This is a genomic window from Vibrio sp. M260112 (assembly GCF_036533775.1).
Lineage (GTDB): Bacteria > Pseudomonadota > Gammaproteobacteria > Enterobacterales > Vibrionaceae > Vibrio.
On record NZ_JATABH010000043.1, the window covers coordinates 21,207 to 34,182 of the forward strand.

General features: G+C 40.9%; 10 protein-coding genes and 1 pseudogene. 1 reads left to right on the forward strand and 10 read right to left on the reverse strand.

The annotated features are described in order from the left end of the window. Window positions 1-31 precede the first annotated feature (31 nt). From QTN95_RS15950 to QTN95_RS15990, 9 genes are all read right to left on the reverse strand, one after another. On the reverse strand, window positions 32-904 hold the full coding sequence (locus tag QTN95_RS15950; protein ID WP_331418133.1) for a hypothetical protein: 873 nt from the start codon (window positions 902-904) through the stop codon (window positions 32-34). Between the two features lies 1 nt (window position 905). Next, window positions 906-2,561, reverse strand: a complete 1,656-nt coding sequence (locus QTN95_RS15955) for an AAA family ATPase (protein WP_331418134.1) — start codon at window positions 2,559-2,561, stop codon at window positions 906-908. 177 nt (window positions 2,562-2,738) lie between these two features. Next, window positions 2,739-3,212 (reverse strand): hypothetical protein, encoded by a 474-nt coding sequence (locus tag QTN95_RS15960; protein WP_331418135.1) that lies wholly within the window; start codon window positions 3,210-3,212, stop codon window positions 2,739-2,741. 41 nt (window positions 3,213-3,253) lie between these two features. Beyond that, the gene (locus QTN95_RS15965; RefSeq protein ID WP_168780512.1) at window positions 3,254-3,847 is read right to left on the reverse strand and encodes a hypothetical protein; all 594 of its coding nucleotides are present in this window, start codon (window positions 3,845-3,847) and stop codon (window positions 3,254-3,256) included. Between the two features lie 11 nt (window positions 3,848-3,858). Then, a complete protein-coding gene (locus QTN95_RS15970; RefSeq protein ID WP_331418136.1) occupies window positions 3,859-5,442 on the reverse strand; it encodes a TnsD family Tn7-like transposition protein in 1,584 nt (527 codons plus the stop codon). A gap of 3 nt (window positions 5,443-5,445) precedes the next feature. Beyond that, on the reverse strand, window positions 5,446-6,360 hold the full coding sequence (locus QTN95_RS15975; RefSeq protein WP_331418137.1) for a TniQ family protein: 915 nt from the start codon (window positions 6,358-6,360) through the stop codon (window positions 5,446-5,448). Next, window positions 6,353-7,747: an ATP-binding protein gene (locus QTN95_RS15980; protein WP_331418138.1), complete on the reverse strand. Its 1,395-nt coding sequence runs from the start codon at window positions 7,745-7,747 to the stop codon at window positions 6,353-6,355. Before QTN95_RS15980 ends, QTN95_RS15975 begins: the two co-directional genes overlap by 8 nt. 1 nt (window position 7,748) lies before the next feature. Next, window positions 7,749-9,914 carry an integrase gene (locus QTN95_RS15985; RefSeq protein ID WP_331418139.1) on the reverse strand — a complete coding sequence of 722 codons (2,166 nt, stop codon included), beginning with the start codon at window positions 9,912-9,914 and terminating at the stop codon, window positions 7,749-7,751. Then, window positions 9,904-10,764: a TnsA endonuclease N-terminal domain-containing protein gene (locus QTN95_RS15990; RefSeq protein ID WP_331418140.1), complete on the reverse strand. Its 861-nt coding sequence runs from the start codon at window positions 10,762-10,764 to the stop codon at window positions 9,904-9,906. The genes QTN95_RS15985 and QTN95_RS15990 overlap by 11 nt, the downstream gene beginning before the upstream one ends. A 1,174-nt stretch (window positions 10,765-11,938) precedes the next feature. On the opposite strand from QTN95_RS15990, the gene QTN95_RS15995 reads away from it, so the two are divergent. Then, window positions 11,939-12,835 (forward strand): hypothetical protein, encoded by an 897-nt coding sequence (locus QTN95_RS15995; protein ID WP_331418141.1) that lies wholly within the window; start codon window positions 11,939-11,941, stop codon window positions 12,833-12,835. Window positions 12,836-12,841: 6 nt separating this feature from the next. On the opposite strand, the pseudogene QTN95_RS16000 reads toward QTN95_RS15995, so the two are convergent. Continuing rightward, window positions 12,842-12,976: pseudogene (locus QTN95_RS16000) on the reverse strand (IS630 family transposase); the annotation flags it as partial.

A 12,976-nucleotide genomic window follows, 5' to 3' on the forward strand; every position in this document is an offset into this window, starting at 1 on the left:
CTTTTGTGTACAGTATTTAGTTGGAAAATGCCTAGACTAATGGGTCAATAGCGCCGCTTTTAATGCCGTTGAATCTGTGAACTAACCAAGCCTTCACATCTTCAGAGCGGTAGATACCATGGATGAATATCGAATACCAATTGTTAGGAGTTTGATGTTCTTCATCTTTGTCCTCAAGCGTTTCAAGTAGGTAAGTGTCCAGCTCATCAATGGTTAAGTTAGCTGCTGTTCGTGGTATTGAGGAAATGATAACTCTCGGGTTTCTTCTCATGGATTGCCACTTCTCTTCCATCCAGTGAATAGCAGTTGACCTTTTAACCACAGTGTCAATATGGAAAGAGATTGTTTCTTCAGCGGTGCCTTCAACAGGAAGAGGGACAATATTGATAACAGGTTCTTCATAATTCCCGCTGTAATCCGTACTTATTATGCGTGATGTAAGGCAGTTGTCATAATAGGGATGCAGAACTCGTTGATTTTGAAGCTCACCTTTTACATCATTTCTTCGCTTTGAATTGCAATCACATGCTGGTACTAAATTGCGAGAGTAAATAATCCATTCAGGATAGTCGGCTTGAGGAAGGAAGTGATCCAATGTGGCTGTTTTTAAACTTCCACAAAACGGACAAACATCAGGAGAGCCTTTCGCTCGTAGCTCTTTGATGTATTGTAAGTCTGAATAGGGGCTTTTGTAGTGGTACTCAAGTTTATTAGTTAAATCATTTGAAATAGTCCCACCAACGCACGCCCATGGGTTTCCATCGTTATTTGCATAGTGGGTATATTGAAGGCGCATTTGGTCATATTCATTGGTAATGAAAGGTTGACATGCAATTCCAGGAGAGTTTTTCATCGTTTCGAGAATGTCAAGGTCGTTGACCTCTGGAAGTGGTAGTTTTTTCATATCATTGACTCACTAGTTTCACTTTAATACTTTGTAGCATCTCGGTAGGTAGGATACTCCCGTACTTTTTCTTGATGTCATCGTATGAAAGGTTCTTTATATTGGCTTTTCTTATGACTTTTTGTGATAGCGAATTGCCATAGTCCTCATCGAAAACAAAGTGAGAAATATCTCCGATATTTGCTCCAAATGTTTTTAGTCTAGGGTTCAATATTTGGATTTCTTCATTATTGAATTTTTTAAAAACATGTACTTGTTCTCTTGTAACTTCTCTAACGAAATAGGCTGAGTGAGTTGCAATAAGTGCGTATGAGCCAGTTTTCTCTAGGATGTTATCCAGTAAGGTAATGAAGTCAGATATCATGCTCGGGTGAAGGTGTGTCTCTGGTTCGTCTAGAAGTACGAAAGAACCATTTTCTATATGCAAACATGCAAGCAAAGCAAATTTAAAGAAGGATAATTGACCGCTACTAAGAGGGTACTCACCATCTTCCCCTGCAATAGTTGGTTCAACGTTATCTGAAATATTTGCCCAAATTTGTAGTCTTCGCTCTTCGTTCCAACCAGAATGGAGCTTTTTCAATGAGACGCTTTCACGCCCTTCAAAATCCTTTGCTAGAGGGACTCTTAGCTTATCAATAGGTAGGGTGGACTTGATCGCCTCAATGAAAATATCCCAGCGTTCCAAGTTGCTTATTGAATCGTCCATTCTGGCTAATTGAACAATACTTTTACCTATTGTTCGGCTTGTTTTTGAACGACTATTTCGAGTCAATAAGAGCCTACGATAATGTAACTTAGGGTTCTTGATTGAATCGGTTGGATAGGTATTTGTAGTTTCACCTGGAGTTCCGATTGCTAGAAGACGGCTAATCATTGGTCTTTTAGATTCACTTGTAGGGTCAATCAGTTCGTCTAAATATTGGCGTTGTTGTAATGCGGCACGGACAAAATGATTGAGAGACTGGCTTTTACCCAATCCATTTTCTCCAATGAGAATATTAATGCGTTTTGGAACTAGGTCACTGTTACCAAATCTAAGTTCTAACTCATGTTCGTTCAAAAAACCGTCCAGTTTGAACTTTAAGTTAAGAGTATTTGATATGTAGTCTAGGTTTTCAAAGTCTAAGCCTTTGAGTATATCTCCCGCGTTATAGAAAGCGAAGAATGGCTCTGAATTTCTCATAAATGACTTCTGAAATACTTCACTGTTTTGCGCTCCTTCGAGCCAGGGGGCATCTTTCTCTTGTTCATTTGTGTAAACGAGGTCATTAAGTGAGTTCAATATTTTCGAAGCCATTGGTACGCCAACGTCTCTAACAATATTTCGGTATTCTCCAATACTCGGAAGTAAGCTGAAGAAGAAGTCAGCTTTTGCGTTCTTGTCTGATATGGACGTAATCTGATTGCCAAGACCAGTATAACTAATATCATCGTTTTCACTTTGATCTTGCACTGCGATTAGAACACTGCCACTTATGATTTGGTCATCCTCCAGTTTAACAACGAATAACCCATGTGTTTTGTACTTAAAGTCATTCCAACCCTCGTCTGTGGGCCAAACGTAGATAATATTCTTGTCGTAACTGCCAACTTTTCTTTGCTTAGAGCTAAACTCAACTTTGAATGGTTTTGCTAGTGAATTTTCATTGTCCATATTTGACTAATCTTCGGTACGTGAGTTACTGGGATACTCGATTATACCATTGGTTTTATATTCGTTATCGTTATTCCTATCAAAAATTCTTATGTTTCAATTATGTAGAGTTCAAGGTTAGAGGGGCGTAACGGGACTGTTTTAACGAAATATCATTCTCGTGAGAGTTTTCAATTGTTAGGTTTTTACCTTCGTGATTACTCTTTCATCTGACTTCAACCAGTCCTCAACGAACACCTCAAACAACGGGTCATCAATCAAGTCACAAGGTTTGGCGGTTACGTATTTATGACTTCGCGCTTCTGCTGAGACCAATCTCTCGTAGCCTTCTAAGTCACCTTTATCTAGGTATTTAGAAACTAATGCTGGTGGAGCAACTGCTCGCTCCACCAATACCGATTTCTCGGAGACCATCCAAAGTAGAATATCAGTGTCGTCTCGGCCTTCTCGCATGAGACTAAGATTGTTTCTAAGGTTATCTATAAGGTTAAAATGCTCATCGAACTGAAAGGACGGGTAGTACCTCCAGCCGTTCACATTGATACAAAGAGCGTTGTGCTGCTCTTCGGGTAACTCCTCATGAGAAATTAGTTCTAGGCCGTTGAGAAGCGAGACAATAGCTTTTAATCGTTTAGTTTCGAGCTTATTCATCAGATCTCCTCAAAGCGATCATTGCGTTGGTCATCATACGGTTAATTTTCGTCGGTTGAGTCTTGGTCATCTTCCAGTTTGTTACATTCAGCGATAACTTCTCGGTGACGTCTTTGTTTTTCTTTGTTTTCTTCTTTTTGTGCTTCAATACGCCTGATGTCTGAAAACCACACAAGCCATTCATTCAATGTTATAGATTTGCTCTCAACAGCGATTTGATTAAATGTGAGCATGTAATCACAGAACATGTTGAACACTTTCGCTCCATCGTCTCTTCTTAAGAGTGATGCAGGGCTAGCTGTGACATAGTTACGACTTTGCTCAAACAACTTTTCGGCTTTCATGTATTGCTTCATGCGTGCCTTGAGGAAAGCTGGGCGCCTAACAGGTACTTTGTAATCCCAAATTTGATAAGTTTTTTCAGTAAAGAACCACTTAACTGAGTTTTCTTGTTTGATGATCTTAATCAGGTCAAGACGTGGTGCTAGGTACGGATGAATGTCTCCATTTTCATCAAACTGCTCTCTCGGATAGAGCCTTGTATTATTAAGAGTCACAAACATCGCGATGTCACGTAAGTGAGGTTTTACTTCGTGTGCTTCGAAAATTTGTTTGAATTTACCGAGAAATTTCATAGTAATAGTTCCTAATTTTTGGATTCTGAGACGATTTTTTCTGCCTGCCTAATCGATAGGGGCAAGCGTTTTCTGTTTTTCATTAGCGAATGTTGTGAGTCCACCTGCCTCTCGACATGCGATATGGATCTAGCGCTCTTGACCTGCTGCCTAATTTGTTTAGCGAGTTTTTTGTCTACCTGATCCCAGTCGATAGATGGGTGAAACGTGGGAGAGACTCGTTTTGGTAAGTGCTGGTTCAGCCAATCTTTGTCATATCGAAATAGCCACATGTAGCAACTGCTCGAATGCTTAATCTCTGTGCGAGTTATTGTTGGTTTTTGGGAAATGATTGACTTAAGGGTTTGGCGACATTGATTGCGTTTTTGGCAGAACCAGAGTTGTTTTCTCCATGCGGCTAAGCCTGATATTGAGTTGATTTTTTGTTCTACCGTTCCAACGCTAACATCACATAATTTCGCGATATCTCGTCGGTGAAATCCACGGAATGCGAGCCTTATTATCCTATCGACTAGCGAGTTGCTTAGTCGTTTGAATCGATGATTAACCGTTATCCCATTTCGCTGCGCTAGGGCTGCTAGATAGCCCATAGAATAGCCCGTCGCCTTGGCGACAGAACGAAGCGAGTTTCCTGATTCAAGTTCTGATAGATGGACGCGAGGTTCGTGTAGTACCCGTTTACAAGGTTGCGCCACCTGCTTAAATTGCTCAAAGTAGCAACTGGCATTTTCAGCAAAGAACCCACCAAGTAGTGCATGTTGAATGTAATGACTGTTGTGATGGCTGCTCAGGAGGTTTCTTAAAAAATTGAACTGATAAAGTTTTGAAGGCAGCAGCGTTGCGTCAGCAAATAGAGGAACCCAAAACTCTTGTAGTCGGCTTATTGCTTCTACCTGCCTAATGTGTCCTTTAAGAGTTAGGAGGTGAGCCTGACTCATCCAAAATGAGTGAGTTGCGGCAACATCATGTCCGCTCCTAAGTTGGCGTTCATAGTCATGCCAACTACTGATGAATAACGCTAACCTCAATGCTCGCTCTAAACAGAGTTCAGAACCATGGAAATTGGTGGCGTAAGGCGTAGGAGGGAGTTCAATACGCTTGTTAAGACCATCAGCACCTGTCGTTGCGTATTGCAACCAACATGCATGCTTTGGGCAAACGAACATACCGTGATATTGGTGGATGGTGTGCCAAATGCCATGTCCCCAGTTACGCAAATCTTCCTCTAGACACTGTCGACAGCACTTTAGTCCACTGTTAAACCTTAGCCTAGAAGCAGTAGCTCGTGATAAAGCCGCGATATGGCTGCCATCATTGCTTAGCATGTGTAGTTTAAGCATGGTCGTGCTTTTACTACGTTGGATAGAAGCCGCAACGACTGGGTAACATGTACCGTAGTACAAAAGGTTATCCACATCTATCGAAGTTTGTTCTGAAATTTGTTTGAGCATGCATGGAAGTTGTGGGTTAATTCGAACATCGGTGCGTCCAAGAAGAGCTCGGTTTTTTTCGCGTAGCGAGCGTCTTGGTGAGGCAAAGTGGCATCGTGCGACTAGGCTATAAACTGCTTCTCCTGCGATATGGTGGAAGTACATAGCTTAAAGCTGGCCTGTGGCGACCAGCATCAGAATGTAGATTACTGGAGGACTAAATCTGTTTGTCGACGTCGATAAAAATAGACGTGTAGTTCGCATAGTGGGAGACATCGTGTAGCCATTCATTTTCTTCGTGTTTGAGAAGTACTGCTTTAGAGCGTCCTCACCTACAGTCGTAAAAATGTCTTTGTACCAATCGGCACAGGCTCTTTTGAACGCTAATGTTTCAGTTTGCTCAAGCGTAAAGCCCATATGAGTTAAGGTGCTTTGTTGCACGAGTTCAAGGCTGAGTGGAAGCTCTCCATTGTTTAATGCAATCATAAGCCGTTCAACCTTCAGCATCGCATCATCAAAATACACTTCCTGGTCTGTCATTTTGGAATCACAATTTGGACAAGCTAACGTTGGTGTTGGCATTCGGCTAATGTTCTTCAAGCGGTAATCACATGAAGAGCAGGCGTTGATCAGCTTTGAACCGTGCTTGTAACAGTGAAATACGCCTTGCAATTGGTGAGGTTGATGGAAATACGTCACACCATACGTGTCTTGATCTTCCTCAACGCAGTCTTTGCAGTAACGCCATGTGCGGTTGTGCACTGTTTGCGAATGGATAAATTCAATGTGATACGGCTTTCCTGTAAGAAACAACGGTATTTGCTGATTCTCATGTTCGTTTAGGAATGGTTCGATGAGGTTGCCGTTCAAATGCGTTTTCCAAACTACACGATTGTCAGTATGGAGCGTGTCCATCAGCGAGTGATCGAGTTCAGATAATACCGTGACTGGAGAGGCGCTAAAGTGAGGCAGCCCTATACGTCGCGCGGTAGTATTAAAAGTACCAAATGGAGACATAGTATGAATTCGATGAAGGTAACTTCGCAGATGTTCGCTAGGAAGTATATTTAAGATGTTATTCATACTTACGAGCCTGTGCCAATAGAGCTTCAGGGGTAAGGTCATCAAGCATTTCTTTATCTTTTTCAGTTAGATTCAGTTGTGAAGATGAGTTTTGGGTTGCTTGTGCTTTGATCGGTTTGCCGCCAGCATCAACATTGTCATAAGAAAAGAGATCTTCTTGAACCGAATGTAAATGAGATAAAGGGTTACAATCCTCATACTTATAGAACTGGCCTCGCTTAAGGGCAGTTAGTGCTCCAGAAACTAAAATAAACTGCTCTTTAAATACATGATCTAATGCCGCGATACTCAGATCTTGGTTGTTTGGCGTTAGATAGGTCAAATAAGACATCGTTGCTTTAATTAAACTGCTTGCGATAGCAGGAATGCCTGCTGATAGGTAGTGAATATGGCGAGTTAAGGTATCTGTGTCAGTTGTCTGATTTTTTAGTAATTGTGTAGGACACATTTGCTTAATGAAGCGTTTCCAAAACGAGCTTTCAACATCACATTGATCTAAGAGTAGCGCCCCTGTCTTTCCAATTCGCCTAGCGGCAGTCATCTCTTTAGAAAACAGATTGAGTGTTGATAGTGTCCCGACGAGTAATAGTGGTACACCAACCTTGTTAAACAACTCTTCCACGAATTTTAGTGTGGCGTTCTCGTTGTTACCAACTTTCTCGTACTGTCGAGTTTCAGATAGGTTCTGAGCTTCATCTAGAACAATAATCCCAACACCATGGATGAGTAGCGCCTTACGAACCGCAATCATGAGCGCTGTAACTGAGCTTTTCTGATGTGACTCATAGTAATTCTCACCAGTTACCGAATCGATGGACTCAAGAATCCTCCAGAGTAGTGCACGCTGCCCGCGAGCTGTTGGGATATCGATCTTAAGCCAAACAATTTGTTCGTAGATGAACCTATGTCCTTGGTACTCTTGATGTGAAATGACTTGAGGAATGGCAGACAAGATGCTTTCTACCATCGCTGACTTTCCGCGACCTGATAGACCTGCTACCAAAAAACTCTGCTGATTTGCTGTTTGCTTTAGAATGCGCTCTTGCCCTTCAGGTATTTCAATAGAGTCGGCAAATTGCAATTGTTTAATATCGCCATACACCAAAGGATTGCGATAGATATAGCCTCGCTCAATCATGCGAAATACGGTGTCATAAAGGCGTGGGGCTTCATCCTGAACTACATAGCACTCAGAGAGATTATCGATGAGTGTTCTTGTGTAGTAGCCTTGGTGCTCAGGAGGAATTGCATCTATGTCGAGCGACAATTTTGGCGATTGTGTTGTCGCCTGAATAAATTGCTTGGGTAGCAGTGGAAATCCAAGTGCTTCAATCAGCGGGTTTCCAGTCATCTGAGAGTTAGGGTGAGGAATATAGTTAGCTTTCATATTAGTCGTCATCACAGTCGAAAAAGTCAGGTGATTCCAAGTTTTGGGGTTGAAGTGTGCTGCTTGATTTAGTGCTTTCTTTAGAGTTTAAAGTGGCTGCAATTCGTTCTGATTGCTTGCTACGTTCGATGGACGAAACAATGTTCTTACGCTCTTTGATACCTTTCTCGATAGACTTAGCAGAGGATGTTTTTAGGAATCGAGCGTCAGCTTTGGCTTGTTTATCAATTTCATCTATCTTGTTCAGGTAGTCTATTTTGTTTGCGAATGAATGTTCTTCATGAAGGCTTTGTTTTTGTTTGGTTAATTCGATTTCATGCAGAGTCGATTGCCAAATCTGATTGCGATATTTCTCGGAACGGTCGGTAAGTTCCAAGGTAATCAGTTCATTAGTTTCAGGATCTTTACACCAAATCCAATTGGTTAAATTTTGGTCGTATCGAACCTCCACTGTATAGCGACCAAAGTTTCGAGCTTTATCTAGCCATTTTTCTTGGATGATTTTATTTGAACTGTAATAGAGCCCTTTGAAGTAAACTCCTTCCATTCTCACATTCGCTTTGTCTGCGGGTAGTAAGGCGAAACGTAGCCGTTCTTGTGGTATCTGAGAATGAGGCATCACCATTTCTTCTAGCCCATAGACGTATAGATCTCTAGGAGAAAATCCGACGTCATCGCGGGACATTTCGAAGGTATGGTTATTCTTTCTCAAGCGGTTGTTATTTGTATGAATGATTGTCCTTATAAGCTTTTCCATAAACGCTTCGAAGGACATCGACGCATTTCTAGAAGCGTGTTGTCCTTCCTTGTTGGGAATCTTCATTACTTGACCTGGAACGAATTGAATGGCGTTTTGATTAAAAACGCCAAAGAGCCTCTCTACGGTGCCTTTGCAGTCGCCGCGATGGTAAGGAGCGAAACTGGCGATTGATAAGCCAATTTCCCCTTTAAGAATGCTTTCAATATTACGGTCTGTATATTCTGAACCACGATCCATCACGAGTTGAGAGCAAACATGATGACATGGCCATTCGTTCTCTGTGATTTCTACACCATAGCGCCTTGCAAATTCCACCTTATCGGTAAATGAGTTGAAAAGGGCTTGAGACGCTCCAGTCCAGTCTGGGCCATGAAAACATGAATGCGTACCGACGATCATGCCTGACCAAGTATCGACAACTAGATAGATAACAGGGCGACCTGTCGCCAATTGGTTGGTTTTGTCATACGGGTAACCGATATATTGGTCGGCTACTGTAGCATCTATTTCATAGCGGCTTGTAGGGCCACGGACGCCTTGTATAGCAAGCCCTGCTCGACCCCTGCGATCTTTTTGGTAGTTAATTGTTCCAACGGCTTTTCGAATCATTTCGAGCTGATCAACGTTGTTTTTGAAATGATATTTAAAGCTTGTAGGTGAAATCAGTTTGGCTCTTGGAACGGGCAACGAAAGTTCTTGCGCATCGTCAAACATAGGCTTGACCCGTGCATACATAAATTGACGCGTAAACTGGCCGTAGAGGTCACTTAGGTTTACTTTATTGCCATTTGGAATACCTTTGGAAAACAGTTTGATGTTCGCAATATCTTTCTTTGTAACTCCTCGGTATGGATTACCATATTTGGTTTTTGGCCCATTTTTTCCTAGTTCGGGATCTTGGATTGATTCTGGTGACTCAGGTAGGAACGGGTTAGTACCGCAGTTTCTCCATAGGGGCAACAATGCGTTGAGGTGAGATCCATAGTACCAATAGCGATTTAAAATTTTTGCCACATAGCTACGGCTACGACCTGACGCTTCAATTAAGCTATGTAGAATTGAACTGCTATCCAAAAATAAATAGTTGTAACGCAGCTCGTCGTTATCGACTAGTGGGGCAATTATGGTGAAGCTGGCATCCCGACGCTCTAACCATTTGCTACGCTTCTTGTCATTCAGTAACTCTTCGTCCGACATGTAGAGGAAGGGGCTAAAGGAATGCTCTTGTACCTTCCATTTCCCCGACTCTAGTTGGTTGATCGTATCGGTCATGACTAACGTATGTGGCCTTTTAGGTCTAACTACGTTGAGTTGAGTAACAGCAATTAAATCAAGTTCATAGCAGATATCTACGATGAGGTATTCCATGCTTTCAGTGTCATCGACTAGTTTTTGGTTAATTCTCATCGTGATACGGAACCATTTTTACTGTACGAAAAAGCTCGATACGTTCATTCAGGTCAACCTGTAGCTGTCCCGAATACGTTGAGTGCTGAAATATTCTTAACGCAGCTAGTTGAGTGATGTTGTGCATTCTTGCTGTATCACTCAAATGTTGCTTGAGAGTGAGCTTTGGGGACATTTGTAGCCTCTGACTAAGAGTCATTCGAATGTTTTGAAATTGGCTTTCCTCAAGCTTGTTTTCTTGGGCATGATGATAAGCTTCTCTAAGCCACTGAAGGTTATAAGTTTTGTTAGGGTGTAGTTCGTTCTCCGTAACTTGTATTAGCTGATAGTGATGTCGTTCCCAATACATTTGCTCAATGCGAAACTTCTGTTGAGTTCGAGATACTTTTCGCGTCGATTCCAACTCAGGGTCAAGAGACGAACTAGGTTTGTAGTTGAATGGTTGAAGGAACAGTTGGCCGTTAGCATCGCGAAGGGTAGCTACAATGTCAGTTGTCATCGTTGCAGCAGGAATTTCACGTCCTGTGCGTTCTTTGTATTTTGCAGGGTGACGAATATTTAACTCTACAGCGCATTCGAGAGTCTCATCTAATGGCAGCGGGTATTGTTCGTGGATATCAATAACATCTGGGTTGTGTTCAAGATGCAAAAATAGCGCTAACTCTCCAAGGCTTAATAGGTGATGGCAACGGTTTGTTTTGTGACTGAAAACAATGTGAGACAGACCAACGCTGTTTGATTGTCTAACGGTAATGAAAGGTTTGTGTGCGCCATTTGAACGATCTCTTATGTATTTCGAGATGCGATTTAATTCTCTTTTGGTAATTAATGGTTGAGTGGCTACTTTCATATGTTTAATCCTCAGTGATTAATATATTAGTAGCGTCTATTTTGGGCATTGTCTAGAAGGTTTTGTTTCTAAGGTGTTGTATTTAAAGGGATATATTATAACTTATATAAATCCTAGATTTATAATCATGTATAGGTAATGTCTTAATCTTTAATGTAATTTTTAAAAAAAATGACTGTGGTTTTTATTTTTTGAGGTTTGGATTATATTATTACTTATAAAATTACGTTATTAATTTATATCTATATTTATCTGTCACTTACGTGGCTCTAGTTTAATATTTGAGCGTTTGAACAAATTCGATAAAAAATTTAGATAAAAATCTCATTGATATTAGTGTGGTTGTATATCTTTAGCGCGGATCTATACGAAATATAACTCTATAGGACGATGGCTGAGCTATACGATTAGTTGGAATGAATTCATTCGTAGGATTTTACTGTGAGACACTTAATGGGAGAGCAATCGAATAAAGGTTTCTCGAAAGTGTACGCTTGATTCGGATAAAAATATTTAATGCGAACCTTGGTTGTTAGTTACCCAAACTACACTTTTCCCCGTGAATAAGTGTAGTACCTCTACACTTTTTCCCACGAATAAGTGTTGGATATCGACACTTTTTGCCACGAATGTATGTACCAGTGAAATTGGTTATGAATCTAATTATCTGACTTTTAGAGAAAATTTAATAATACTTGTTATTTGAATTCGTGAGGAAGTTTAAAACGTTACCAAGCATTAAATAAAGTAATCTTAAATATTATGAATAGCCCATGTCGAGGGGTGTTTTAACTATTTGAAAATCGCTTGCATTCGATTGGTCGAAGGGGAATGCAGAGTATTTATCTCTTTTTGCGATCTTGTTGTACTGTAGACACAATACCGTTGTCATTTTTGATGGGTAGATACTCTGTTTTTTATTAGATCAGAATCTTGGTTGAAGTCCTATATCGTTGGTAGAAAACCCAGCAGTAGAACTAGACGCTGCTCATACTTCTTTGTGTTTGATAGCTGATTTTTAAAAGCTGCTATAGCGCACGAAAACATATAAAATTCTTTTCACATCAAAGTTGTGTGGATATATTAAAGGCTTGCTTACTTATCTTTAAGTAACATTGGTTTAAGTATGTTGCACTTGCCCAAGGTTAGATAGTTGCTACGAACAGGAGATTTAATGTCGCACCCTTCATTTGATGCCACCCCGTCATTACTTGGCTACCTCTATCAGTTAAGATTAGGACTGCTTGTTGCATTGGAAAAATCGAGAGAAGTCAGCGATATAGACAACTGCACGATAACAATTGAAACTATTGATGATCTATCAGTAGAAGATGGAGCAATCTCTACGGAACTAATTCAGTCAAAGCACCACCTTTCAAAAGGAAACTTGACGGATAAGAGCCCTGACATATGGAAAACGTTACGTGTTTGGTGTCAGAATATCTCCAATCAGATGTCCTTTCTCGATCGCCTCCCTGTACTCACTCTACTAAGCACTGAAACCGTCGTTGAAGGATCTCTTGCTGCTTGTTTATCAGCAAATAAGCTTTTGAGAAACGAAACAGATGCTTTGAGATTGTTGCGAGAAATTGCAGATAAGGGTGGAAACAAGGCTAACGAAGAGGCGTACAAGGCGTTTTCAAACCTTGATGTAGACCAGCAGGTAAGGCTAGTTTCTTGTATTTATGTCTCGTCTGAGGCTTCGAATATTGTAGACGTAGAGAATGATATAGCTAAGCATCTACGTCTTTCTGTGTCAGCCGAAAATTTACACGCATTTACTTCTAGAGTTGAGGGAGTGTGGTTTAAATGGTCAATTGACGCGATGGTTAAGAATGGGCCTAACTCAATAAATCTCGCTGAATTCATAAAGACGCTTGAAGCTCTCAGTAAGGAGTACTCTCCTACAAGCTTGCCTGCTGAGTATGAAGATATAAGCACTGATGAATTCATTACTTCTGAAAGTGAAAAGCTATACATCCAACAATTAAAACAGTTACCCGTAACTGAACGTATGCTTAAAACTGCTATTAAAAACTGCGTAAAAGCAAAGCGTCAACGCTCTAAATAGCTGATCCTAATTATGCTTCACTTTTTGTACTCCATGACCACCGCTGGGAAACGATGAAATGTTATCCATAAAGTTTCGAACCCGTTTTAATAGTTGCCACATTGCTTTGCATTGATGATTCCGAGTTACTGTTTCATGTAA

Coding starts and splice junctions, on each gene's coding strand:
- QTN95_RS15950 (WP_331418133.1), bottom strand. CDS start 904: ATGAAAAAACTACCACTTCCAGAGGTCAACGACCTTGACATTCTCGAA.
- QTN95_RS15955 (WP_331418134.1), bottom strand. CDS start 2,561: ATGGACAATGAAAATTCACTAGCAAAACCATTCAAAGTTGAGTTTAGC.
- QTN95_RS15960 (WP_331418135.1), bottom strand. CDS start 3,212: ATGAATAAGCTCGAAACTAAACGATTAAAAGCTATTGTCTCGCTTCTC.
- QTN95_RS15965 (WP_168780512.1), bottom strand. CDS start 3,847: ATGAAATTTCTCGGTAAATTCAAACAAATTTTCGAAGCACACGAAGTA.
- QTN95_RS15970 (WP_331418136.1), bottom strand. CDS start 5,442: ATGTACTTCCACCATATCGCAGGAGAAGCAGTTTATAGCCTAGTCGCA.
- QTN95_RS15975 (WP_331418137.1), bottom strand. CDS start 6,360: ATGAATAACATCTTAAATATACTTCCTAGCGAACATCTGCGAAGTTAC.
- QTN95_RS15980 (WP_331418138.1), bottom strand. CDS start 7,747: ATGAAAGCTAACTATATTCCTCACCCTAACTCTCAGATGACTGGAAAC.
- QTN95_RS15985 (WP_331418139.1), bottom strand. CDS start 9,914: ATGAGAATTAACCAAAAACTAGTCGATGACACTGAAAGCATGGAATAC.
- QTN95_RS15990 (WP_331418140.1), bottom strand. CDS start 10,764: ATGAAAGTAGCCACTCAACCATTAATTACCAAAAGAGAATTAAATCGC.
- QTN95_RS15995 (WP_331418141.1), top strand. CDS start 11,939: ATGTCGCACCCTTCATTTGATGCCACCCCGTCATTACTTGGCTACCTC.